Annotated in this window: 22 protein-coding genes and 1 pseudogene; 12 read left to right on the top strand and 11 right to left on the bottom strand. The window is 71.5% G+C overall.

Going from position 1 to position 22,583, the window contains the following annotated elements:
• Positions 1-65: 65 nt before the first annotated feature.
• Complete coding sequence (locus tag AC067M_RS41815) at positions 66-722, bottom strand: TetR/AcrR family transcriptional regulator (RefSeq protein ID WP_478702236.1); 657 nt, start codon at positions 720-722, stop codon at positions 66-68.
• A gap of 140 nt (positions 723-862) precedes the next feature.
• Between AC067M_RS41815 and AC067M_RS41820 the strand changes: the two genes are divergently transcribed.
• Positions 863-1,474: a TetR/AcrR family transcriptional regulator gene (locus AC067M_RS41820; protein ID WP_478702237.1), complete on the top strand. Its 612-nt coding sequence runs from the start codon at positions 863-865 to the stop codon at positions 1,472-1,474.
• Positions 1,475-1,484: 10 nt separating this feature from the next.
• Here AC067M_RS41820 and AC067M_RS41825 read toward each other — a convergent pair whose 3' ends face one another.
• From AC067M_RS41825 to AC067M_RS41835, 3 genes are read right to left on the bottom strand one after another with little or no spacing between them, the layout of a single operon-like run.
• Entirely contained in the window at positions 1,485-2,984 is a 1,500-nt protein-coding gene (locus tag AC067M_RS41825; protein WP_478702238.1) for a 2-oxo acid dehydrogenase subunit E2, read from the bottom strand.
• 5 nt (positions 2,985-2,989) lie between these two features.
• Positions 2,990-4,015 (bottom strand): alpha-ketoacid dehydrogenase subunit beta, encoded by a 1,026-nt coding sequence (locus AC067M_RS41830; protein WP_478702239.1) that lies wholly within the window; start codon positions 4,013-4,015, stop codon positions 2,990-2,992.
• Positions 4,016-4,020: 5 nt separating this feature from the next.
• Complete coding sequence (locus AC067M_RS41835; RefSeq protein WP_478702240.1) at positions 4,021-5,013, bottom strand: thiamine pyrophosphate-dependent dehydrogenase E1 component subunit alpha; 993 nt, start codon at positions 5,011-5,013, stop codon at positions 4,021-4,023.
• A gap of 325 nt (positions 5,014-5,338) precedes the next feature.
• Here AC067M_RS41835 and AC067M_RS41840 point away from each other — a divergent pair, with 325 nt between their 5' ends.
• From AC067M_RS41840 to AC067M_RS41855, 4 genes are all read left to right on the top strand, one after another.
• On the top strand, positions 5,339-6,583 hold the full coding sequence (locus AC067M_RS41840) for an aromatic ring-hydroxylating oxygenase subunit alpha (RefSeq protein WP_478702241.1): 1,245 nt from the start codon (positions 5,339-5,341) through the stop codon (positions 6,581-6,583).
• 29 nt (positions 6,584-6,612) lie between these two features.
• Positions 6,613-7,404: an SDR family NAD(P)-dependent oxidoreductase gene (locus tag AC067M_RS41845; RefSeq protein ID WP_478702242.1), complete on the top strand. Its 792-nt coding sequence runs from the start codon at positions 6,613-6,615 to the stop codon at positions 7,402-7,404.
• 41 nt (positions 7,405-7,445) lie between these two features.
• Entirely contained in the window at positions 7,446-9,182 is a 1,737-nt protein-coding gene (locus AC067M_RS41850) for a PEP-utilizing enzyme (protein WP_478702243.1), read from the top strand.
• Between the two features lie 69 nt (positions 9,183-9,251).
• Positions 9,252-9,566 carry a putative quinol monooxygenase gene (locus tag AC067M_RS41855; protein WP_478702244.1) on the top strand — a complete coding sequence of 105 codons (315 nt, stop codon included), beginning with the start codon at positions 9,252-9,254 and terminating at the stop codon, positions 9,564-9,566.
• Between the two features lie 16 nt (positions 9,567-9,582).
• Here AC067M_RS41855 and AC067M_RS41860 read toward each other — a convergent pair whose 3' ends face one another.
• The 4 genes from AC067M_RS41860 to AC067M_RS41875 are packed head-to-tail and all read right to left on the bottom strand — an operon-like array spanning position 9,583 to position 12,559.
• Positions 9,583-10,614, bottom strand: a complete 1,032-nt coding sequence (locus AC067M_RS41860) for an NADP-dependent oxidoreductase (protein ID WP_478702245.1) — start codon at positions 10,612-10,614, stop codon at positions 9,583-9,585.
• A gap of 4 nt (positions 10,615-10,618) precedes the next feature.
• A complete protein-coding gene (locus AC067M_RS41865) occupies positions 10,619-10,834 on the bottom strand; it encodes a transposase (protein WP_478702246.1) in 216 nt (71 codons plus the stop codon).
• 7 nt (positions 10,835-10,841) lie between these two features.
• Complete coding sequence (locus AC067M_RS41870; RefSeq protein WP_478702247.1) at positions 10,842-11,144, bottom strand: 2Fe-2S iron-sulfur cluster-binding protein; 303 nt, start codon at positions 11,142-11,144, stop codon at positions 10,842-10,844.
• Positions 11,145-11,152: 8 nt separating this feature from the next.
• Positions 11,153-12,559 carry an aromatic ring-hydroxylating oxygenase subunit alpha gene (locus AC067M_RS41875; RefSeq protein ID WP_478702248.1) on the bottom strand — a complete coding sequence of 469 codons (1,407 nt, stop codon included), beginning with the start codon at positions 12,557-12,559 and terminating at the stop codon, positions 11,153-11,155.
• A 318-nt stretch (positions 12,560-12,877) separates the two neighbouring features.
• Between AC067M_RS41875 and AC067M_RS41880 the strand changes: the two genes are divergently transcribed.
• The 5 genes and pseudogenes from AC067M_RS41880 (at position 12,878) to AC067M_RS41900 (ending at position 17,191) form a co-directional block, all read left to right on the top strand.
• Positions 12,878-14,020 (top strand): sugar ABC transporter substrate-binding protein, encoded by a 1,143-nt coding sequence (locus AC067M_RS41880; protein ID WP_478702249.1) that lies wholly within the window; start codon positions 12,878-12,880, stop codon positions 14,018-14,020.
• Positions 14,005-15,537: a sugar ABC transporter ATP-binding protein gene (locus AC067M_RS41885; RefSeq protein WP_478702250.1), complete on the top strand. Its 1,533-nt coding sequence runs from the start codon at positions 14,005-14,007 to the stop codon at positions 15,535-15,537. The genes AC067M_RS41880 and AC067M_RS41885 overlap by 16 nt, the downstream gene beginning before the upstream one ends.
• Complete coding sequence (locus tag AC067M_RS41890; RefSeq protein ID WP_478702251.1) at positions 15,534-16,634, top strand: ABC transporter permease; 1,101 nt, start codon at positions 15,534-15,536, stop codon at positions 16,632-16,634. Before AC067M_RS41885 ends, AC067M_RS41890 begins: the two co-directional genes overlap by 4 nt.
• Positions 16,631-16,890: pseudogene (locus AC067M_RS41895) on the top strand (alcohol dehydrogenase catalytic domain-containing protein); the annotation flags it as partial. The gene AC067M_RS41890 and the pseudogene AC067M_RS41895, both read left to right, overlap by 4 nt.
• 19 nt (positions 16,891-16,909) lie before the next feature.
• Positions 16,910-17,191, top strand: a complete 282-nt coding sequence (locus AC067M_RS41900; protein ID WP_478702285.1) for a hypothetical protein — start codon at positions 16,910-16,912, stop codon at positions 17,189-17,191.
• Positions 17,192-17,255: 64 nt separating this feature from the next.
• On the opposite strand, the gene AC067M_RS41905 is transcribed toward AC067M_RS41900, so the two are convergent.
• From AC067M_RS41905 to AC067M_RS41915, 3 genes are all read right to left on the bottom strand, one after another.
• Complete coding sequence (locus AC067M_RS41905; protein WP_478702252.1) at positions 17,256-18,089, bottom strand: ThuA domain-containing protein; 834 nt, start codon at positions 18,087-18,089, stop codon at positions 17,256-17,258.
• A gap of 3 nt (positions 18,090-18,092) precedes the next feature.
• The gene (locus tag AC067M_RS41910) at positions 18,093-18,860 is read right to left on the bottom strand and encodes an SDR family NAD(P)-dependent oxidoreductase (RefSeq protein ID WP_478702253.1); all 768 of its coding nucleotides are present in this window, start codon (positions 18,858-18,860) and stop codon (positions 18,093-18,095) included.
• A gap of 66 nt (positions 18,861-18,926) precedes the next feature.
• Complete coding sequence (locus AC067M_RS41915) at positions 18,927-20,165, bottom strand: acyl-CoA dehydrogenase family protein (RefSeq protein ID WP_478702254.1); 1,239 nt, start codon at positions 20,163-20,165, stop codon at positions 18,927-18,929.
• 216 nt (positions 20,166-20,381) lie between these two features.
• Here AC067M_RS41915 and AC067M_RS41920 point away from each other — a divergent pair, with 216 nt between their 5' ends.
• The gene (locus AC067M_RS41920) at positions 20,382-21,920 is read left to right on the top strand and encodes an AMP-binding protein (protein ID WP_478702255.1); all 1,539 of its coding nucleotides are present in this window, start codon (positions 20,382-20,384) and stop codon (positions 21,918-21,920) included.
• 41 nt (positions 21,921-21,961) lie between these two features.
• Positions 21,962-22,567 carry a histidine phosphatase family protein gene (locus tag AC067M_RS41925; protein ID WP_478702256.1) on the top strand — a complete coding sequence of 202 codons (606 nt, stop codon included), beginning with the start codon at positions 21,962-21,964 and terminating at the stop codon, positions 22,565-22,567.
• Positions 22,568-22,583 lie beyond the last annotated feature (16 nt).

Here is a 22,583-nt window from a genome sequence, read left to right on the forward strand (position 1 = left end):
TCGGTGAACCCGCTGACGTGGTGAACCCGCTGACGTGGTGAGCCTGGCGAGGCCGGGGAGCTGCCTCAGGCCTGCGACGCGGTCCCGTTCTGCTCGGCGGCGACGATGCGCAGCGCCAGCGACCTGACCGCCTCGAGGACCGACCGGGAGGGCAGCTCGGAGAGCGGCCCGCCTTCCGCGCGCAGGGCGGTGACGAGCATGGTCGTGCTGATCAGCGTGCGCACCGCGAGCGCCTGCGTCGCGTGACGGGCCTTGGCGGCCCGGGGACTGCGGGTGGTGCCCTCGGGCAGATAGTCGTATCCGCGTTGGATGTGGCGCTGCTCGAACTCGTCCCGAAGCGCCTTCACGTTGCCGTTGGCGGAGGCGATCTGCACCTGGTAGAGCCGGGCCTCGTCCGGGTTGCGCTCCACCCAGTCCCACACGGCGTCGATGACGCGCAGCAACCCCTCCGCGTCGCCGGGCTCGGACTCCGGGCGGGCCTCTTCCACGACCGCGTTCAGTTGGTCGAAGACCCGGCGCATGGTGAGTTCGAGCAGTTCGTCCTTGCCGTCGAAGTGGTAGTAGACGGCCGTGGGCACCACTTGGGCCTCGTCCGCGATGTCCTGGATGCTCGTCTCGGCGAAGCCGTTGCGGCCGAAGACCCGCACGGCGGCGGTGATGATGTGCTGCCGCCGGGAGGGCCGGTGGGCGGGCTGCTTGCCGTTCTTCGTGGTGGCCATCATGCTCCCTGGCGGCTGCCGGTGAACCCTCGTCCGCGGTCCCTGTGTCTGACCATGCTATCCAGTAACTACGCCGGGAAGACCCCTTGATTCCTGTTGCACCAGGGCCTCCCGATCAGCAAGGTCCCGGCATACTTGACACCATGACGACATCCGGAACCCGCGCCGCCCACCGCCCGTCCCGTCGGCAGTGGGTGATCGAGGCGGCCACGGAGCTGTTCGCCACCCAGCCGCCGGACGAGGTGACCGTGGCCGACATCGCCGCCCGGGCGGAAATGACCTCGGCGGCCGTCTACTACCACTTCTCCTCCAAGGACCAGGTGCTGGCGGAGGGGATGCGGGTGTTCGCCGCCGCACTGCACGAGCAGCTGCACGCGCTCACTGAGGCCCACACGTCCGGCTCGGACGTCGGATCGGCCGTCACCACGCTGCTGGCCTGGCTGGGCGAACACCGGTCCGCCGCCACCGTGTTCTTCGTGACCTCGGCCGGTATGAGCCAGGAGGCGGAGGCGCTGCGTCAGGAGAGCCGTACGGAACTCCTGGCGGAGCTGGTGCGGCTGATCCGCAAGGCCGACGCGTCGGTCTCCGACGCTGAGGCGGCGGTGATCGGCCTCGGCCTGCTGGCGCTGCTGGAGACCGCCGCGATCTCGCAGGTCCGGGGCGACGACGTCTACCGGTCCCTCGGGCACCGCTCCTTCGTGCGCGAGGTGGGCGGGCTCGCCGAGCGGATCGCCGGCCCGGCGGCGGCCGAGTAGCGTCCTGGGATCAGACCAGCAGCCGGAGGGGTTTGCGCAGCAACTCGGCGACCGTGCGCAGGTACTCGGCGGCGGGTGCCCCGTCCACCGCGCGGTGGTCGAAGGTGAGGCTCAGTGTGAGCACGCGCGTCCGCAGCGGGCGGTCGTCGGCCGACCACTCCACGCCGTCCCTGAGTCGGCCGACACCGAGGATCGCGACATTGCCCGGGTTGATCACGGGGGTGAAGAAGTCGACGCCGTATCCGCCGAGCGAGGTGACGGTGAAGGTGGCGCCTTCCAGCCGGGCCGGGGAGATCCGTCCCTCGCGCGCGGCCTGGGCCAGGCTCCTGGACTGACGGGCGATCTCGGGCAGCGGCAGCGCGGCCGCGTCCTCGATCACGGGGACCATCAGGCCGCCCGGAACGGCCACCGCGAACCCGAGGTGGATCGTGTCCAGCAGATGGATGCCGTCCTCCCGCACCGTCGCGTTGAGCAGGGGGTGTGCGCGCAGGGCCAGGGCGGCGGCCTTCAGCAGGAAGTCGTTGAGGCTCGGCACGGGCAGATCGCCGTCGCTCCACTCCTCCTTAAGCCGGTCCCGCAGTGACACCACAGCGTCCATGCGCACCTCGTAGCCGTGCGTCAGCTGCGCCATCTCCTGCAGGCTGGCGTGCATACGGCGGGCGATGGTGCCGCGCATTCCGGTGAGGGGGAGGACGTCGCCGGGCTGGGGTGCGGCACCCCGGCGGGCCGGCGGGGGCGCGGGCACGGGCGCCGGAGTGACAGCGTCGAGGTCGGACCGGCGGATCCGGCCGCCGGGCCCGGTGCCGTTCACCGCGGAGAGATCGATGCCACGCTCCTTGGCCAGTTTGCGGACCAGCGGCGAGGAGGGAGCGCCGCCCGGCGGGACGACGTCACCGGGGAGCGACGCCAGGAACTCCTCCACGTCCTCGGAGACGATCCGCCCCCCTGGCCCTGTGCCGCGTACGGCGGTGAGGTCGACGCCGGCTGAGGCGGCGACCCTCCGGGCGTTCGGCGAGGACAGGATCCGGTCGCCGTGGCCGAGGAGAGCGGGGCGGCCCTGGGCGAGGGATGCGGCGGCCGCAACCGCACGGGACCCGGCCCCAAGGGCAGCGACACGGCCAGGGGCCGAAGGCGCGGCGGCCGTACCCGCACCGGACCCGGACCCGAGGGCAGTGACACTGACACTGCCGTTGGCCAGAGGCGCGGCGGGCGCGTCCGTGCTGGACCCGGACCCGGCGGGCATCGGCGTACCCCCCGGGTCCGGTGGCTGCTCGCCCTCGGCCAGCAGCCAGCCGATGAGGGCCCCGGCGGGGACGGTGGTCCCGGCCGGGACCACCGGGTGGAACACTCCCCCCGCCTCCGCCTCGACGTCCACGTCGACCTTGTCGGTGGCCAGCCGCAGCAGCGCGTCGCCCTCCGCGACGGCCGCGCCGACGGGCACCAGCCATTCGTCGATCGTGCCTTCCTGCATGGTCAGGCCGATCTTCGGCAGCAGAACCTCGACCGCCACGTCGGTCACGACCTTTCGAGCAGACGTCGGCATCCCTGGGCGATGCGGGCGCGATCGGGGACGTAGGCCTTCTCGAGGACCGGCGAGAACGGCACCGGGGAGAAGGGGGCGCCGATGCGCAGGACCGGCGCGTCGAGGTGGTCGAAGGCCTCGTCCTGGATCTGGGCGGCGATCTCCGCACCGAGGCCGCCGAAGGTGACGGCCTCGTGGACGACGAGCACGCGGTTGGTTCGCCGGACGGAGGCGATCATCGTCTCGGTGTCCAGGGGCTGCACGGTGCGGGGGTCGATCACCTCGACGTCCACGCCCTGCGCCGCCAGTTCATCGGCCGCCGCGAGGGCCTCCCCCACCATGCGGCCCAGGGCGATGACGGTGACGTCGGTGCCGTGCCGCACGGTGTGGGCCCGGCCGAGCGGGATGCCGTAGATCTCCTCGGGGACCTCGCTGGTGCTGCCGAGGAGGACCTTGTTGAGCATGACGACGACCGGGTTGTCGTCCCGGATGGCCGAGACCGTCAGGCCCTTGGCCGTGTAGGCGTCGCACGGCATGACCACCTTGAGCCCGGGCACGTGGGCGAGCCAGGCCTCCAGGCTCTGGCTGTGCTGGGCCGCGGCGCCGAGGCCCGCGCCGGAGGCGGTGGTGATGGTGAGCGGCACGGACACGGCGCCGCCGAACATGTACTTCATCTTGGCGGCCTGGTTGACGATCTGGTCGAGGCAGACGCCGATGAAGTCCATGAACATCAGGTCGACGACGGGACGCAGGCCGCGGGCGGCGGCGCCCACGCCGAGTCCGACGAGCGCCGCCTCGGAGATGGGGGTGTCGATCATGCGGCGCGGGCCGAACTCGTCGAGCAGGTTGTCGAACATGCGGAAGACGCCGCCGTAGCCGGCCACGTCCTCGCCGGCGACGAAGACGTTCTCGTCCTCGCGCATGGCCTGGGCGAGGCCCTCGTTGAAGGCCTTGACGTAGGACAGTTTGCGGGCCGCGGCTTTCGGGACGACGGCCGGTGCTTCGGTGATGGTGGTCATGGCGGTCATCCCGAGTAGACGTTGAGCAGCAGGTCGGCGGGGTCGGGCAGTGGGCTCGCCTCGGCGTGGGCGACGGCGTCGGCGATCTCGTCACGGGTGCGCTGCCACACCTCGTCCAGCTCGGCGCGGGTCACGGTGCCGTCGGCGAGGGCGTGGGCCTCGATGAGGTCGATGGGGTCGCGGGCCTTCCACTCGGCGACCTCCTCGTCGGAGCGGTAGGGGTGACGCAGTCCCTTGACGCCCTGGTGGTCGTAGTAGCGGTAGGTCTTGGCCTCGATGAACCTGGGGCCCTCGCCGGCCCGGGCGCGTGCGACGGCCTCGGCGGCGGCGCGGTGGACGGCGACCGCGTCCATGCCGTCGACGATCACGCTGGGCATGCCGTAGGCGGCCGCCCGGTCGGCGACGTCGGTGAGGAGCATGTGCCCGGACTGGGGCGTGAACTCGGCGTAGCCGTTGTTCTCGCAGACGAAGACCACGGGCAGGCCGAGTACGGCGGCCATGTTGGCGGCCTCGTGGAAGGAGCCGATGTTGGTGGCGCCGTCGCCGAAGAAGGTCACGGCGACGCTGTCCTCGCCCTTGTACCGGGCGGCGAAGGCGGCGCCGACGGCGATCGGGATGCCCGCGCCGACGATGCCGTTGGCGCCGAGCATGCCGAGGGTGACGTCGTTGATGTGCATGCTGCCGCCGCGGCCGAGGCAGGCGCCGGTGACCCGGCCGTACAGCTCCGCGTACATCTCGCGGAAGCCGACGCCCTTGGCCACGGCGTGCCCGTGACCGCGATGCGTCGAGGTGATCTGGTCGTCGTCGCGCAGGGCCGCCATCACGCCGGCGGCGACGGCTTCCTGGCCGACATAGAGGTGCAGGAAGCCGGGCAGTTTGCCGGCCTCCATCAGCTTGCCCGCCTCGGTCTCGAACAGCCGGATCCGCACCATGCGCTCGTGCAGGTCCTTGATGACCTGCGCGGATTCCTGCGACGCCGTTGACGCTCGTTGAGCCATCGTCCGCCCCTTCGCCCGAGGGCAGTTGCCACGCGATCGGACTTTCTAGTGCCGGTCTACAGTAACCAGCAGAGGGCACCTTACTGAAGAGCGTCTCTAATTACTACGCCTCCGAACCGGCTCGTCAGGCGAAAACGACGCAACCCCCGAGGTCGCGCACCAGCAAGGGAACACCGAGCGGCCACTTCTCCACTTTCTATTGACAGAGCACACTAAGTGCTGTTGTCGTTTCGGTCACAGCCCAGTCGTCGCGTTCCGAAGCCCTTCACCGGCTCGCGGCTGGGAGGATTGTGAGGACACCGTGGTCCAGTCCCGTTCGGTCCCCTTGGCGCCTTCGACCCCCGATTACTCCTCGTGGATCAGCCAGGACCGCTCCACCGACGCCGCGTCCGTCGCCATGCGGCGGGAGGCCGCCGAACTCGTCGAACGCGTGGTGGCGCACTACCTCGGCACCACCACGCACGAGGCGGACGGCCAGTGGAGGGAACCCGTCGCGCACTATCTCGACGGCGACCGCTGGCAACGGGAGATGAGCGCCGTCCACCGGAGCGTCCCGCTGCCGCTCGCCATGTCCTGCGAACTTCCCGGGCCGAACACCTACAAGGCCATCGACGTGCTCGGCGTCCCGGTCCTGATCACGCGGGACCGGCAGGGCGCCGTGCACGCGATGATCAACGCCTGCCGGCACCGCGGGGCCAAGCTCCTCGAACCCGGCTGCGGGGTGTCGAAGCGGCTCACGTGCCCGTACCACTCCTGGTCGTACGACCTGGCCGGGGAGCTGCGGGGCGTGTACGCGGAGAAGACCTTCGGCGAGGTGCCGCGGGAGGGCCGCGGCCTGATCCGGCTTCCGGCCGGTGAACGCGCGGGGATCGTCTTCGTGTCACTCGACCCGGCGGCCGAGCCCGACCTGGACGACTGGCTCGGGGATCTGCAGCCGCTCCTGGAGGGGCTGCGGCTCGCGGAGTGCCACCACTACGCCACCAGCGAGCTGACCAGCCCCAACTGGAAGGTCACGCTCGACGGATACCTGGAGACGTACCACTTCGCCTCGCTGCACCCGAAGACGGTGTTCGAGACGAACCTGTCCAACATGATGGCCCACGACACCTGGGGCCCCCACCAGCGCATCGCACCGGCCCTGCGCCCCATCGCGCAGGCGGTCGACCTGCCCCCGGACCAGCGTGATCCCGGGGACTGCGTGGGCCCGATCTACTGGCTCTTCCCCGGCCTCGCGATCGCCGGCGGCTGGCGTCAGAAGATCGCCGTGTCCCTGGTGCTCCCCCGGACGGCCACCGAGTCGGTGACCCAGCAGATCATCCTGCTGCGGGAACCGGCGGTCACCGAGGAGGAGCGGCAGGCCGCCGACCGGTTCGGCGAGTGGTTCCACGAGGTGGTCCGCGACGAGGACTACGCGACCACCTACGGAGTCCAGCAGGGCCTCGTGGCCCTGAACGGGACCGACTTCGTCTTCGGACGCAACGAGCCCGGACTCCAGCACTTCCACCGCACCATCCACCAGCACCTGGACAAGGGAGCCGACAGCGCCGGACGCGCCAGAGCCACCAGGTGACAGACCAACAACACTCGCGGGAGACCAGCATGGTGGCTACGGGCAGCCTCGACGGACGTGTCGCGGTGATCACGGGCAGCACGCGCAGCATCGGCCGCGCCATCGCCGAAGCATTCCTGGCCGACGGCGCCACGGTCGTCGTCAGCGGCCGTTCCGAGCTCAAGGGCAAGCAGGCCCTGGCGGAGATGGACGCCGGGGACCGGGCCGTCTTCCAGGCGTGCGACGCCAACAGCCAGGAGGACATCGAGGCCCTGGCGGACTTCGCCGCGGAGCGCTTCGGCCGGCTCGACATCTGGGTCAACAACGTCGGCGGCACCTCGGGCTTCGCCCCGATCCACGAGCTCAGCGACGACGCCTGGCACGACGCGCTCAAGCTGAACCTCAACGCCTACTTCTACGGCACGCGCCGCGCGCTGCCGAAGATGCTGGCGGGCGGCTGGGGCCGCGTCATCAACATCTCGTCGGTCGAGGGCAAGCAGGCCAACAAGCCCGCCATCAGCCACTACATCACCAACAAGCACGCCATCCACGGCCTGACCAAGGCGACCGCGTTCGAGTACGGCACCCAGGGCATCACCTGCAACGCCATCTGCCCCGGCGCCGTCGACACCGACCTGATGCGGGCCGCCGGCCCCGCCGCGGCGGAGGCCGAGGGCATCTCGTACGAGGAGTGGCTGGGCCGCTTCGCCGAGCACGCCGCCACCAAGAAGATCACCACCGTGGAACAGGTCGCGGCCGTCGCCTCGCTGCTGGCGAGCGACGCCGGCGCGGGCATCACGGGCACGCTCATCAGCGTCGACGGCGGAACGGCGCAGTGGTAGGCCCCGGAAACACCGGGACGGACGGCGGGAGAGCTTCGGCGATGAAGAGCTGGATCACGGACTGGCAGCGCAGCGAGCGGCTGCCGCACTACACCCGGGCCAACGCGGGCGAGACCCTGCCGGACCCCGCCAGCCCGTTGGGCTGGACGCTGGTCTGGGGGCGCGGCCTGCACGGCTGGCGCAAGGGGTTCGTCGGGTTCGGCATCTACCGCGAGGAGGAGGTGGCCGGTCCGAGACCGCCGTTCGTCGGAATGTTCGGCGGCCACTTCTACCTCAACCTGTCCCACATGCGCCTGTTCGGCATCCGCATGGGCCAGACGGCCGACCAGATCGACGCGGCCTTCGTCGGCCGGCGCTCCGACACCCCGGTGTACGTGGCACACCCGGACGACCAGGACGAGGAACTGACGGCCAAGGCGGGCGCGACGCTCCAGCGGATGCTCGGCCAGAGCACGTTCCCGGAGGCCGACGCCGACCGGGAGCGGCTGCGCGCGCTGCGCCGCGCACGGCCGGACCTCACTGCGCTCTCCGACGCCGAACTGGTGGCGCACGCCCGCTCGTTGCTGGACGACGTGGAGACCACCTTCCAGCGGCATGTGGAGTCGTCGCTGCCCGCGTCCGTCGGACCGGCGATCCTCGGTCCGCTGTGCGCGAGCGTGGACCGTCCCGACGCCATGCTCGACCTCATCGGCGGTCTGGGCGACGTCGACTCGGCCTCCCCCTCGACCGGGCTGTGGGCCCTGTCCCGGCAGGTCGCCGAATCGGCCGAGCTGACCGCGCTGTTCGACCAGGGGCCGGCCGCCGTGGAGCGGGCGCTGGACGGGGCGACCGGAGACGTGAAGGCCTTCCTGGACTCCTTCGAGGAGTTCCTGGCGGAGTCCGGCGACCGCGGCCCCAACGAGTGGGACATCCACGCCCGGTCCTGGGAGGCGGTGCCGGTTCAGGCACTGGCCCTGGTCGACCGCATCCGGCACAGCTCCGACGACGGCTCCCCGGCCGCCCGCCGACAGCGGCTGACGGAGCGGCGCGAGCGGACGGCCCAGGAGATCCGGGACGCGCTGCCCGAGGAGACGCGCCCGATGTTCGACGCCGGGCTGCACGCCTCCCGGGTGTGGATCCCGGCCCGTGAGCGCACCAAGGCGAACTGTGTGACCGTGGTCAACGAGATCCGGATGGCGCTACGGGAGCTCGGCCGCCGCGGGGTCGAGGCAGGGCTCTTCGGCCGGCCCGAGGACGTGATGATGCTGCTGGACACCGAACTCGACGACTACGTCGCCGACGCGGAGTCCTTCGCCGCCGTCATCGCCCAGCGACTCGACGAGTACGCCGCTCTGCACGAGCTGGAACCGCCGTTCTTCGTCGCGGACGACGCGCGCACCGAGATCGACAGCTGGCCGCGCCGCGCGCAGGAGCGGACCGAGGCGGCCGTCGAGGGCGATGTGCTCGGCGGTGTCGGCGGCAGCCACGGCACCTACACCGGCAGGGTGCGGGTGGTCACCGACCCGGCCTCGTGCGAGGCGCTGGAGCCGGGCGAGGTGCTGGTCGCGCCCATCACGGACGCGGCCTGGACCCCGCTCTTCCTGGTCGCCGGAGCGGCCGTGGTGGACGTGGGCGCCCTCAACAGCCACGCCGTCGTCGTCTGCCGGGAGCTCGGCATCCCCGCCGTCATCTCCGTCGAGGGCGGTACGCAACTGCTGCGGGACGGGATGCTCATCACGGTCGACGGTGACAAGGGCACCGTCACCGTGGACGGGGTCCCGGCGGCAGTCGCCATCTGAAACACCGCGGGCCCGTCGCACGCCCCTGCAACGCGACGGGCCCGCGGGCATGACCACGAAAGGACCACCATGGCAGAGCAGGTCATCGTCGCCGGCTGGATGGACTACGAGCCCGGCGACCGCGACACGATGCTGGGGCACCTCGTCGAACTGGGCCACCGTACGCGCGCGCAGGAGCCGGGCTGCCTGGACTACGCGATGACCGCGGATCCCGGCGACGAGCGACGGATCCGCGTGTACGAGCGCTGGGCCTCCCGGCAGGCCCTCGACGAGCACTTCGCCACCCCGCACATCAAGGACTTCCGGGCGGCCGCGGCCGGCCTGACGCGCGTCGGGGTCTCGCTGGAGGCCCACACGGTCGCCGCGTCCCGCGCCATGCGCTGACGGCGCGCGGTCCGGCTCAGTCGGGGTCGCCCAGGCGGACCAGCATCTTGCCGACGTTTCCGCCGCCCAGCAGGGACAGCAGCGCCCCGGCGGCGTTGTCCAGGCCGTCCACGACCGTCTCGCGTGCGGTGATCCGGCCTTCCCGCAGCCAGAGCGCGACCCGCTGCTCGAACTCCGGCCTCAGGTCGTCGTGGTCGCGGACGATGAAGCCCCGCAGGGACAGTCGCTTGAGGACCGCCTGGATCAGCTGGTTGATGTCGGCGGACCGCCGCTCCCCGCCGAACTGGGACATCATGCCGCACAGGGCGACCCGGCCGCCGGTCCGCATCGCGTGCAGGGCGGCGGCCAGTTGTTCCCCGCCGACGTTGTCGAAGTACACGTCGACGCCCTCGGGCGCCAGCCGGGCCAGCGCCTCGCGCACCGGCTCGGCGCGGTAGTCGGCGGCGGCGTGGTAGCCGAACTCCTTCACCAGCAGGGCGCACTTGTCCGGCCCGCCGGCGGTTCCGACGACGCGCCCGGCGCCGAGCATGCGGGCGAACTGGCCCGCGGCGGTTCCCACGGCACCGGCCGCCGCCGACACGAGGACCGTGTCGCCGGTGCGCAGCTCGGCGATCCGGGTGAGGCCGACGTAGGCGGTGAACCCTGTCTGGCCGAGCAGCCCCAACCAGGTGGGCAGCGGGGCGACTTCGGGGTCGATGCGCCCCGCGCCGTCGGTGTCCGCCGCGTCGAGCACGGCCCAGTCCCGCCAGCCGAGCTGATGGCGTACGTACGTTCCCGGCGCCACGGTGGCACAGCGGCTCTCCGTCACGACGCCGAGGGCGCGGCCGTCGAGGGGAGAGCCCGGGGTGAAGTTGTGGGTGTAGTGCTTCTCGGTGCTCTCCAGTCGGCCGCGCATGGACGGGTCGACGCTCATGTAGAGGTTGCGGACGAGCAGTCGCCCCTCGGTGAGGGGCGGCAAGGGGCGCTCCTCGACGGCGAAGTCACCGGGGACGGGTTCCCCGTCGGGCCGGCGCACCAGACAGACCACCCGGGTGGTACGGACCGTCACCGGGTCACTCCTCCGGCTGCCGGGCGGCGCGGCGCCGGGCGAGGCGGCCCACCCAGCCGGCCATCTGGAGGTCGGCGTGGCGCAGTTCGCCCGACTGCCAGCGGGCCTGGAAGTCGAAGATCCCCTGCACCCCGGTCCTGGGGTCGGTCACCTCGACCAGGCCGTCCTCGGTGAGCCGGTACACGTGCCCGGTCAGGGGGTGGATCACTTGCTTGGACATGGGGCACTCACTCCTGCACTCGGCGGCGCACACCGCGCTTGGTCACGGTCACCGGGCCCTCGACCCGGAGCCGGCAGGCGAGCCGGGTCAGGCCGTCCACCGGCCTGCGCAGGGCCTCGATGCCCTCGCGCTCCAGCGGGCCCACGGGGGAACAGTTCTCGGAGCCCTCCTCGACCTGGACGAAGCAGGTACGGCAGGTGCCCTTGCCGCCGCAGACGGTGGGCCAGCGGTAGCCGAGCCGCTGGGCGGCGCTGAGCAGGTCCTCGCCGTCGCGCACCTCGATCTCGACACCGGAGGGTCTGACCGCCACGCGGTGAGTCACTTGTTCATCCACGCGTCGAGCGTGTGGTTGAAGTGGCGGATGCGGCTCTCCTGGTAGTTGGCCAGGGTGATGCCCGGCTTGCGCATCGCCTTCAGTCCCTGCTGGACATAGGGCAGGTTCTCGCAGTCCTGGTCGAAGACGGGCCCGAGGACGCCGAGTTCGGGGATGTCCGCGAAGAGCATGTCCTCCGGGACCCAGCGGATCTTCGCCGGGGGCGGCATCTCTCCGGGCTTCTTCGGCGCCGACATGAAGATGATCTCGGCGGTGCAGGAGTCGGGGTCGAGGCCGTGGGGCCGGAACCGGTAGACGATGTTGGACTTGGCGCCGCCCCAGGGGTTGAAGTTGGGGAACAGCAGGTAGTTGATGGCGTCCAGCAGTTCGGTGTCGGGGGTCTGCGAGAAGTCCTGGTGCGAGGTGGCCGCCAGTTGCTCGCGCATCCGCTGGGCGAGGACCTGGCGGGCGGTGCCGCCGGGCGGGATGGCGGGCAGCTCGTCCCCGTCCCCCCTCACCAGGTCACGGCCCTGGGCCGCCGCATAGAAGGACCGCGAGTCGTAGAACGTCTCCAGGACGTCCTCCTCCGTCACCCAGTCGGCGACGTGCGGGCTGGGCGCGCCCTGGATGTTGATCATCCGGTTCCAGTTCGGCTGGTCGGCCATGACGTCGTACTGGGAGTTGGCGTCGGCGAGCCACGGCAGCATCTGCGGGTGGGTGGCGATGACGTGGAAGGACTCGATGAACGCGTCCTGCGCGATCTTCCAGTTGCAGGGCAGCACCTTGGCGATGTGCAGCGACTTGTAGCGCTCCTGCAGTGGCCAGATGTAGTAGTCGTCGAAGGTGCCGCGGTAGCTGTCGAAGGACTCCGCGTACGGGTCCATGTTGACGAAGACGAAACCGCGCCAGGTGGCGACCTGAGCCTCGGGGAGGGAGAACTTCTCCGGGGTGACGTGCGGGAAGTCCCAGGCGCACGGCGGAGTCTGCATGGTGCCGTCGAGGTTCCAGGCGAAGCCGTGGAACGGGCAGCGGAACTCGCCGACGTTGCCGCCGCTGGTGCGCAGTTTGCGGCCGCGGTGCAGGCACACGTTGACGAAGGCGCGGATCTGGTCGGGGGCCGTGCGCACGACGATGAGGGAGTCCTCACCGATCTCGTAGATCTCGTGGTCGCCGACCGCGGGGATCTCGCTCTCCAGGCAGGCGAACTGCCACACACGGCGCCACATCTGTCGCATCTCGCGTTCGGCCCAGGCGCGGGAGGTGAAACGGGTGATGTCGATGTCCTCGCTGCCGAGGTGGTCGTTCCGCTCGTACCTCAGGGAGGGGGGAACGGGGCGGCTGTCCCGGTCGAGGTAGTCCTGGACGCTGGGCCCGGGGCACCGTGCCGCGCCCGCCTCCGACGTTTCGTCCATGTTCGCTCCTCCGGCAGAAACTTTAGAGTGAGTGTAGTTACCAGCGGCGCACGGTAGCAACACTCGCGACCGCAGTCGGGTCCGCATCACCTGAGGAAGCCGGTATTCCACGCCCACGGCCTTGAATTTTCTGGCACCGCCCCCTCCCCAAGCCTGCGGGAGCGTGTCACACTCCGACGCACTTGAGGCTGTAGTGCCTCATAAGTTTCTGGGTGCCGTACCCCACGACGGCGTTGGATGCATCCCTCTCGATTCCCCTGTGTGCCGTCCCCACCCGGGCGGCACAGGATCCGTCTGAACGCACGGGAGTACTCGACGATGAGTTCCACACCCGGTCGCGCGGTTCGCCGCGCCGTCACCGCTATCGCCTCCGTCTCCGCCCTGCTCGCGCTCGCGGCGTGCGGCAACGACACACCGCAGGCCGCCGACGCCTCGCCGGCGGCGGCGAACGACTCCTCCGGCCTGGCGGCGGCACGTGCCGCCGCGCTGAAGTACGCGGAGCGCCCGACCGGCATCCCCGTCACCGAGCCGGTGGGCACGGACATCCCGAAGGGCAAGAAGATCGACTTCATTCTCTGCGGCGTCCAGTCCTGCAAGGACCTCGCCGACTTCTTCACCGCCGGCGCGAAGGAACTCGGCTGGAAGGTCAAGTTGATCGCCACGCAGGGCACGCCGGAGTCCGTCCAGGCCGCCTACGAACAGGCCGTGCGCGACAAGCCGGACGCCGTGATCGGCTCCGGCTTCCCCCGCGCCGTGTACGCCAAGCAGCTGGCGCAGCTGAAGGCGGCCGGCGTCCCCGTCCTGCAGTCGAACGCCGACGACGTGGTGGGGGACGGCATCTCCCTGTTGAAGAACGGCCCCAAGGACGTCGGCGTCCAGGGCGAGATGCTCGCCTCGTGGGTGGTGTCGCACAGCAACGCCAAGGCCGACACGGTCTACTTCGACCTGCCGGCCTACACGATCCTCAAGCCGGTCAAGGATTCCTTCGCGGCCAAGTACGCGCAGTGGTGCCCGACGTGTGAGCTGGACGGCGTCGACGTGCCGATCACCGCGGTCGGCAAGGACATGCCGGACCGGGTGGTGTCGTACCTCAGATCGCACCCGAAGGTGACTCACGTCGTCTTCTCCCTGGGCCTGCTCAACGTGGGCGTCCCGGCCGCGCTGAAGACCGCCGGCATCACCGGCAAGCACATCGTCGTCAACGTCGGCGACGCGCAGAACTACCAGTACATCCAGGGCGGCCTCACCGACGGGGCGATGGCACTGAACTCCCATGAGCTGGCCTGGCTCCAGGTCGACGCGCTGGCCCGCCACTTCACCGGTCAGTCGATGGAGGTGGACCAGAAGGCGGTGCTGCCCAACGTGCTGGTGACCAAGGACAACCTGCCCTCCGCCGACGGTGACTTCCCGCTCGTCGAGGCCTACGAGGCGCAGTTCGAGGCGCTGTGGGGTTTGAGTTGATACGGCCGGTGCTGCGGATCGCCGGGTTGTCGAAGAGGTTCGGCGGAACCCAGGCGCTGCAGGACGTCGACCTGGAGGTCGCCCCCGGCGAGATCCACGCGTTGATCGGGCCCAACGGTTCCGGCAAATCCACCCTCATCAAGATCCTCGCGGGGTACCACCACGCCGAGCCCGGGGCGGTCGCCGAACTGGACGGGGAGCCGTTCGACCTGGGCCAGGTCGCAGCGTCCCGGCACGACCGGCTCCGGTTCGTCCACCAGGAGCTGGGACTGGTGGGCGAGTTGAGTGCCACGGACAACCTGGCGCTCAGCCACGGCTTCGCCCGTACCGCCTTCGGCAACATCCGCTGGCCGGAGATGGAGCGGCGGACCACCGCCCTGGTGGAGCGGTTCGGCCTCGGCATCGATGTGCGCCGACCGCTGTCGCAGGCCTCACCCGTCCAGCGTGCGGTGGTGGCCATCGCCGCGGCGCTGCAGGGCTGGGAGGGCCGCCGCGGGGTCCTGGTCCTCGACGAACCCACCGCCGTGCTGCCGCCCGGCGAGGTGTCCCGCCTCTTCGACATCGTGCGGGAGGTGCGTGACGCCGGGGCGGGAGTTCTGTACGTCTCGCACCGCATGGACGAGATCTTCGCGCTCGCGGACCGGGTGACGGTGCTGCGTGGGGGGCGCAGGATCGCCACGCGGCCGGTCGCCGACCTCACGCCGCGTTCGCTGGCGGAGTTGATGGCGGGTGAGGAGGTGGAGAGCGACCACCGGCCGCAGGCACCCGGGTCGGGCTCCGACGGTGCCGTCCTGGAGGTGCGTGACCTGTGGGCGGGCCCTCTGCGCGGGGTCGGCTTCGATCTCGCCCGCGGGGAACGACTTGGCATCACCGGCCTGGTCGGTTCGGGCCACGAGATCGTGCCGTACCTGATGTGCGGGGCGCACCCCGGGCCGGTGCGGGGCAGGTTGCGGCTGCCGGAGCGCTCCGGGCGGTGGGTCGACGTGCGCCAGGCCGGCGGGCTGGGCCTTCCGCTGGTGCCGGCGGACCGGGCGGGTGAGGGGGTGATCGGTGACTTCACGGTCGGCGAGAACCTCACCCTCCCCCTCCTGGAGCGGTTCCGTACCCGCGCCGGACGGCTGCGCCGACGCCGTGAGTCCGCACTCGCCCAGGAGTGGATCGAGCGGGTCGGGGTGCGCACGGCCGGGCGCGGGGCCCGCATCACCACACTCAGCGGAGGCAACCAGCAGAAGGTCGTCATGGCCCGCTGCCTGGCCCAGGGCCCGCCGGTGCTGGCGCTGTGCGAACCCACGGCGGGCGTCGACATCGCGACCCGGCTCCAGCTGTACGACCTGATCGGGCGCCAGGCCGACGAGGGCATGGGCGTCATCGTCTCCTCGTCCGACACACAGGACCTGCTCTCGCTGTGCACCCGCGTCCTGGTGGTCCGGGACGGCCGGATCGTGCGGGAGATCAGCGGCCCGGACCTCACCGAATCCGCGCTCGTCCATGCGATGGAAGGGACTTCAGCGACATGACATCCACCCCGACCCGGGCCGCGGCGCTCCAGCCGGCCGCACCGGACGGACGCGCCCCGTCCGCGCTGAGCACGCGGGGCCGACGCACGGCGGCCGCCCTGTCGTTCCGCAACGTCGGCGCCGCCTACGTGTGGCTGGTCATCGTCGTGATCTTCTCTGTCTGGGCGCCGGAGACGTTCCCGACCACCATCACGGTCAGGCAGGTGCTGAACGGAAACGCCGTGGCGGGCCTGGTGGCCCTCAGCGTCGTCCCTCCGCTGGCGGCGCGCGTCTTCGACCTCTCGGTCGCCTACACCATGTCGCTCACCAGCGTGCTGACGGCTCGTTTCCTTGTCTCCGCGGGCCTCGGCCCCGCTGCCGCGATCGCCCTGGCGATGACCGCCGCGCTGCTGATCGGGGTGGTCAACGGAGTCGTGGTCGTGGTGCTGCGGGTCGATTCGTTCATCGCCACCCTGGCCACCGGTGCGCTGATCCAGTCCCTGATCACCATGGTCACCAACGACAGCTCGATCACCGGCGTGCAGCTGCTGGCCAAGCCGTTCGCGGACATCGCCCAGCTCGACGCGGGCGGCATCACGCTGCCGGTGCTGTACCTGCTGCTCGCCGCGGTGGCCATCTGGTACCTGCTCGAACACACCGCGACCGGGCGCCGGTTGTACGCGACCGGCTTCAACGCCGACGCCGCACGTCTGCAGGGAGTGCGCACCGACCGGCTGCGCTTTCTGACCCTGGTGGCCTCCGCGCTGCTCTCCGGCTTCGCGGGGATCGTCTTCTCGTCCTCCGTGGGGTCCGGATCGCCGACCGCCGGCACACCGTACCTGCTGTCGGCCTACGCGGCGGCCTTCGTCGGGGCGACGCAGCTGCGCGCGGGCCGTTTCAACGCCTGGGGGACGGTGCTCGCGGTGCTGCTGCTCGGCACCGGCGTCACCGGCCTCGGTCTCGCCACCAGCGCGCAGTGGGCGGCGAGCCTGTTCACCGGCTCCGTCCTCATCGTCGCGCTGGTCCTCACGGGCGGCCGGATCGCGCTGCCGGCCGTCCTGCGCCGCCGAAAGGTGAGCGCACCGAGTCCCACCACCGCTGAGGAGGTCCGTGCATGAAAGCTGTTCGGTACCGACGGGTGGGACACGCCCCCGAGGTCGTCGAGGTGCCCGTGCCCGAACCGGGCCCGTCCAGGTCCTCTTGAAGGTGACGACGGCGGGGTGCCGCTCCGACCTCGCGGTCATGGGCCGACCCGAGGAGCAGTTTCCGTACGCGCTGCCGATGACGCTCGGCCACGAGGGCGTCGGCACCGTCGCGGCCGTGGGCAGCGGCGTCACCGGTGTCGCGGAGGGCGACGCGGCCGCGGTGTACGGGAGCCGCAGCGACTCTCGCGGTGGCCGCCGGCTCGGTGGCCACGGCAGGGGACGTGACGATGGTCGGCCTCGGCGGGGGCACGCCGGCCGTCGGCTTCGGCGGGGGGGCTTCCGTTCGAGGTGTCCGCGTCGTTCCCCGCTGGGGCAGCCGCACGGAACTGATGGACGTCGTCGAGCTCGCCCGGCAGGGTCTCGTCTCGTCCCACGTCGAGACGTTCATCCTGGAGCAGGCTCCGGAGGCGTACGACCGCCTCCACGCGAGGGAGATCACCGGCCGGGCGGTGGTACTGCCGCACGGGTGACCCGTCCCGTCCCTGGGAGCTCCGCCCACTTCCAGCCTGTCCGGAGTGTGAGGACGAGGCCCGTTCACGGCCGAGGCGGGGGTCCGGAGGCGGCAGCCCCTGGGGACGGGACGGGCAGGGGCGGCGGGGGCGAGACTCCCACCGCCCGCTCCACGCACCGCCGCAACACCGTCACGAACTCCGGCGTCTCCCAGGGCCCACGATCGACCCTCCCCGTGTCCTGCACACCAAGGTCCTGCACATCATGACGCCCCCGGCAGTGCCCCAGGGTGAAGTAACACACCTCCCCGGCACCGTGCCGTTTGAGATACAGCACAGGTCGAGGCGCCGCATCGCGCTCCGCGACATCGCCCTCGGCGAAGCCCCTGCACGGCCCCGTGTACTCCGCGTGCAGCAGCACCTCCAACTCCCCGTACAGCTCACAGACGTACAGCTCATCGGTGACCGTGAACGCCTGGACCCCGGCGACCAGTGGATGTTCCGGCCGCGTGACCCGCACCTCGTACGGCTCGATGGGCGGATGGGCCAGGAACTGGCTGCCGAGCACCTCCGCCACCTCCCCGAGGAGCCGTGGGGTGCTGAACACCCGTGGCCCGCCCTTGGCCGGCGGCTCGATCACCGCGTTGGTGCCGTGCAGCGCGAGCCACCGCCCGCCGCGCCGGACGAAGCGGACCAGCGCCTCCCGCTGGGCCGGGCGGGGCCGGACGTCGCAGGTGTAGGTGATGAGCAGGTCGGCCGACTCCAGCTCGCGAAGACAGTCGTAGTCCTGATGGACCGTGGTGCGCACGCGCGGATGCCCGGCGAGCAGCTCCAGCAGCCGCAGCCGCGCGAAGTCGACGTCGTGCCACCTGCCGCCGCAGACCAGAACGGCGTCCAGGCGGCCGGCCGGGCCCGCCACGGCTCAGTACTGGACGCGGGTCAGCAGCCCGCCGTCCACCACGAGGTTGACCCCGACGCAGAACGAACCGGTCCGGGGCCCGAGCAGGAACGCCACCGCCGCGGCGACGTCCTCGGCGGTGCCGTAGCGGCCGATCGGCAGCTTGGCGAGGACCTCCTCGTAGACCTCGGGGCGGCTGGTGCGGATGGTCTCCCACGCGCCGCCGGGGAAGTCGATGGGCCCGGGCGAGACGGTGTTGACGCGGATGCCCATCGGGGCGAGCGCGTGCGCGAGGGCGGAGGCGTGCTGCACGACGGCGGCCTTCACGGCGGAGTACGAATTCGCGCCCGCCGGCCGGGCGGTGTCGGAGGCGTTGGTCGTTCCGATGGCCACGACGGCCGCCCGCTCGGAGGCCTCCAGATACGGCAGGGCCGCCTCGACCAGGCCCGCGAACGGGATCAGGTCGCCGCGCAGGCTGGCCTCCCAGGACTCGGGGCCCTTCACGTTGCCCGCGGAGACGTTGGACACCAGCAGGTCCAGGCCGCCGAGTTCACCGGCCGCCCCCTGCACGAAGCCCGCGAGTGCGGCCGGGTCGGTGACGTCGACGGGCTCGGCGAACACCGTCGCTCCCTCACCGCGCAGTTCGGCGGCGGTCTTCGCGAGCCCCTCCTCACCCCGGGCACACAGCGCGAGGGCGCAGCCCTCGGCGGCCAGCGTGGCCGCGATCGCCCGGCCGATGCCCCGGCTCGCTCCCGTCACCAGCGCCTTCGCGCCCGTCAGTCCCAGATCCATCGATGTCACTCCTTGGTGTGTGCGGGAACCGCCCTGGCCGATCGGTTCGAAAACGGCCCCGGCCCCTCAGTTGCCGGGAAGCTGCGAGAACGGCAGCCGGTCCACCCGTGGCTCCGGCGGAAGCCTCAGCACGCGCTCGCCGATCAGGTTGCGCTGTATCTGGTCCGTGCCTCCGGCCAGTCGGTAACCCGGGGCACCGAGCAGGTGCTGCGTCCAGGCGAAGGTGTCCGGTTCCCCGGTCTCGGCGGTGATCCGGGCGCCCATCAGATCGGCGGCGACCTGTCCGGTGCGGGTGAGCAGGTCGGAGGCCATGAGTTTGGTCAGCGACGCCTCGGGGCCCGGCCGGCCCCCGGCGGCGCTCGTCCGGGCGACGCGAGCCACGGTGGCCGCGCGCAGTGCGGTGCGTACGTACAGGTCGGCGAGGCGCTGACGGACCAGCGGGTCGTCGGAGCGGCCGAGGGAGCGGGCGAGGGCGAGGACGTCCGCGAAGGTGCCGCCCTTGCGGCGGTTGCCGCTGCCGGACGCGGTCCGCTCGAAGGCGAGGGTGGTGGTGGCGACCTCCCAGCCCTGGCCCGGGCGCCCGACGCGGAGCCGGTCCGGTACCCGTACGCCGGTGAGGAACACCTCGTTGAAGGAGGCGCCGCCGCTCATCTGGCGGATGGGACGGACCTCCATGCCCGGGGCGTCCATGGGGACCAGGAAAGCGGTGATGCCGGCCTGTTTGACGACGTCCGGGTCGGTGCGGGCGAGCAGCAGGCCGTAGTCGGCGAACCGGGCTCCCGAGGTCCACACCTTCTGCCCGTCGATCACCCACGTGTCGCCCTCCCGTCGGGCGCGGGTGCGCAGGGCGGCGAGGTCGGACCCGGCGCCGGGTTCGCTGAAGAGCTGGCAGGCCAGCAGGTCGGTACGCAGGAAGGCCCGTGCGTGGTCGGCGCGTTGCTCGGGCGTGCCGAAGAGGGAGACGGACAGGGCCACCAGTCGGACCGTGACGCTGATCAGCTCGGTGGACGGCGGTACGCCGAAGGCCGACTCCTCGTCCGCGAAGACCGCCGCGTGGGCTGCGGTCAGGCCCGCGCCGCCCTTGTCCTCGGGGAGGGTCAGGGCCTGGTAGCCGGCATCGAAGCGGGCCCGCTGGTAGGCGCGGCAGCGCTCCAGGAGCAGGCGTTCCACGTCCTCGGGGAGGTCGTGGAACACGGCCAGGTCGGCTGCCCCCGCGGTGGACTCCGGCGCGCGGGCCGGTTCGAGCACGGTGGTCAGCCACTGCCGCACCTGCGTGCGCCACGTGTCCAGATCGGGCTCGAACACGGTTCCTCCTCGGGGCACTTACCAGGCGACAGTTTCAGTAAGGGAAAGCGGACAGCGCATGCCCCAACCCTGTTTCGTGCGGAGATGCTGGCGGATCGGATCCGAGTGTTCCGTACTTTCTTGATAAACGCTACAGTCTCGGCATCGACTCTCCCTCCCATCGGGGGAGGCCCTCTCCCCCGCGTCGGGAGAGACCGAGGAGCCGCCGGAGGAGCCATGTCGCTGCTGCCACTCGACCGTCGCGCCCAGGAGACCCCCCACGAGCCCGCGCTGATGGACGAATACGACGTGCTGACCTGGTCCGAGCTCGCCGAACGGGTGAGACGAGCGGCGGCCCGGCTGCTGGAGTTGGCGCCCGGTCCCGACGACCGGGTCGCCGTCCTCGGCGACAACGCGATCCCCACCCTGGTGGCCCATCTGGCCGGACTGCGCGCAGGAGTGGGGACCGTGGCCTCGTCCCGGCATCTGACGGCGGGCGAACTCGTCGACCAGATCATCGACGCGGGCGTGACCGGGATCATCGCCGGGCCCGTCGGCGCCGGGGTGGCCCTCGACGCGGCCCGGGAGCTGGGCCTGCCGGTCGTGATGCACGGAACCCCGGCGATCGGACACGCCTTCGACTGGGAGCCGTGGCTGGCGTCCGCGCCGGCGGCCCGGCCCCTCCCCACGGACCGGCCCGCGCGGCCGCCCCTCGTCTACACCTCGGGCACGACGGGCCGGGCACGCGGCACGGAGGTGCGCTGGGTGAACGGTCCGGTCGCCGACAGCTCCGCCTACCTCGCCGCGATAGCCGCCCGGTCCGGCTTCCCCCCGGGGCCGCACCTGGTGTGCGGGCCGCTCCAGCACAACGCGCCGCTGACGTCGCTGCGGCATCTGGCGGCCGGTCAGCCCGTGGTCGTCCTCGGCAGGTACGGGGCGGAGGTCTTCCTGAGCCGGGTGGCGCGGTGGGCAGTGACCTCCGCGGTGATGGTGCCCACCCACTTCCAGCGGCTGCTCGCCCTCCCCGAAGAGATCCGCGCCCGCTACGACGTCTCCAGCCTCCTCCAGGTCTCCCACACCGGGTCCGCCTGCCCGCCGGAGGTCAAGCGGGCCATGATCGAGTGGTTCGGTCCGGTGCTGACCGAGTCGTACGGCGCCAGCGAGGCCGGCACCGTGGCCCGCATCAGCAGCGCCGAGTGGCTGGCCCACCCCGGCTCGGTGGGGCGCGTCCAGCCCCCGTTCGAGGTCCTCGTCACCGACGACGACGGCCGCCCCCTGCCGCCCGGCGAACGCGGACTGCTGGCGTTCCGGGCGCCCGAGGGCAGGGGCGTGCGCTACCACGCGGACCCGGACAAGACGAAGTCCGCCTATCTCTCCCCGGGCGTCTTCACCCTCGGCGACATCGGCTACGTCGACGCGGGCGGCTACATCTACATCACCGACCGGGCCGCGGACGTCGTCGTCTCCGGCGGGGTCAACCTGTACCCGGCCGAGAGCGAGGCGGTGCTGCGCCAACATCCCCAGGTCGCCGAGGTCGCCGTCATCGGCGTACCCGACCCGGACTTCGGCGAGTCCTTGCGGGCGCTGGTCGTGGCCGCCGCGGACGAGCCGCCCGCCGAGGAGCTGGACCGGTTCTGCCGCGACAGGCTGGCCGCCTACAAGTGCCCGAAGTCGTACGAGTTCGTCCCGGAGCTCTTGCGCAACGCCATGGACAAGCTCGACAAACGCGCGATGCGCCGCCCCTACTGGCGCTCCGAGCGGACCATCGCCGGCTGAGGGGGCCTTGAGCCGGCCCACGCGACCCACGAAGGACCACCATGACCGAACTCCTCCTCATCCGGCACGGACTCCCGCTGGCGGGCGTGTACGACCCCGGGCTGTCGCCGGAGGGCGTCGCCCAGGCCGAGCGCCTGGCCTCCTGGCTCGTGCACGAGGACGTCGACGCGCTGTACACCAGCCCGTTCCAGCGCGCCCGCGAGACGGTGGCGCCCCTGGAACGGCTCACCGGCATGACCGCCACCACGCTGGACGACCTGCGCGAGTGGGACACCGACGTGTCCCATCCCTACACGCCGCCCGAGCAGATCGGCGCGGACGATCCCCGGGCGGCGGCGCTCGCCGAGGGGCGGTACGAGGACTTCGTCCCCGATCTGGACTGGGACGCGTTCCGCGCGCGTGCCGTGCGGGCCATGGGCACCATCCTCGACGCCCATCGCGGCGGGCGGGTCGCGGCGGTGTGCCACGGTGGCATCACCAACACCTATCTGGCGACGGTGCTCGGTCTGTCCACGATGTTCTGGTTCCACCCCGGCTACACCTCGGTCAGCCGGGTGCGACGGCTGCCGGGCGGGCGGATCGTCCTGCACTCGGTCAACGAGACGGCCCACATGATCGCCGACCGCGCGGTCGACGCGGCGGCCTGAACCACCCACGTCCTAC

The sequence above is a fragment of the Streptomyces sp. NPDC043427 genome (genome assembly GCF_056436655.1).

What these genes read in the sequence shown, in the direction of transcription:
- AC067M_RS41815 (WP_478702236.1), bottom strand. Translation starts at nt 722, where the DNA reads ATGATGGCCACCACGAAGAACGGCAAGCAGCCCGCCCACCGGCCCTCC.
- AC067M_RS41820 (WP_478702237.1), top strand. Translation starts at nt 863, where the DNA reads ATGACGACATCCGGAACCCGCGCCGCCCACCGCCCGTCCCGTCGGCAG.
- AC067M_RS41830 (WP_478702239.1), bottom strand. Translation starts at nt 4,015, where the DNA reads ATGACCACCATCACCGAAGCACCGGCCGTCGTCCCGAAAGCCGCGGCC.
- AC067M_RS41835 (WP_478702240.1), bottom strand. Translation starts at nt 5,013, where the DNA reads ATGGCTCAACGAGCGTCAACGGCGTCGCAGGAATCCGCGCAGGTCATC.
- AC067M_RS41845 (WP_478702242.1), top strand. Translation starts at nt 6,613, where the DNA reads ATGGTGGCTACGGGCAGCCTCGACGGACGTGTCGCGGTGATCACGGGC.
- AC067M_RS41850 (WP_478702243.1), top strand. Translation starts at nt 7,446, where the DNA reads ATGAAGAGCTGGATCACGGACTGGCAGCGCAGCGAGCGGCTGCCGCAC.
- AC067M_RS41855 (WP_478702244.1), top strand. Translation starts at nt 9,252, where the DNA reads ATGGCAGAGCAGGTCATCGTCGCCGGCTGGATGGACTACGAGCCCGGC.
- AC067M_RS41865 (WP_478702246.1), bottom strand. Translation starts at nt 10,834, where the DNA reads ATGTCCAAGCAAGTGATCCACCCCCTGACCGGGCACGTGTACCGGCTC.
- AC067M_RS41875 (WP_478702248.1), bottom strand. Translation starts at nt 12,559, where the DNA reads ATGGACGAAACGTCGGAGGCGGGCGCGGCACGGTGCCCCGGGCCCAGC.
- AC067M_RS41880 (WP_478702249.1), top strand. Translation starts at nt 12,878, where the DNA reads ATGAGTTCCACACCCGGTCGCGCGGTTCGCCGCGCCGTCACCGCTATC.
- AC067M_RS41890 (WP_478702251.1), top strand. Translation starts at nt 15,534, where the DNA reads ATGACATCCACCCCGACCCGGGCCGCGGCGCTCCAGCCGGCCGCACCG.
- AC067M_RS41910 (WP_478702253.1), bottom strand. Translation starts at nt 18,860, where the DNA reads ATGGATCTGGGACTGACGGGCGCGAAGGCGCTGGTGACGGGAGCGAGC.
- AC067M_RS41920 (WP_478702255.1), top strand. Translation starts at nt 20,382, where the DNA reads ATGTCGCTGCTGCCACTCGACCGTCGCGCCCAGGAGACCCCCCACGAG.
- AC067M_RS41925 (WP_478702256.1), top strand. Translation starts at nt 21,962, where the DNA reads ATGACCGAACTCCTCCTCATCCGGCACGGACTCCCGCTGGCGGGCGTG.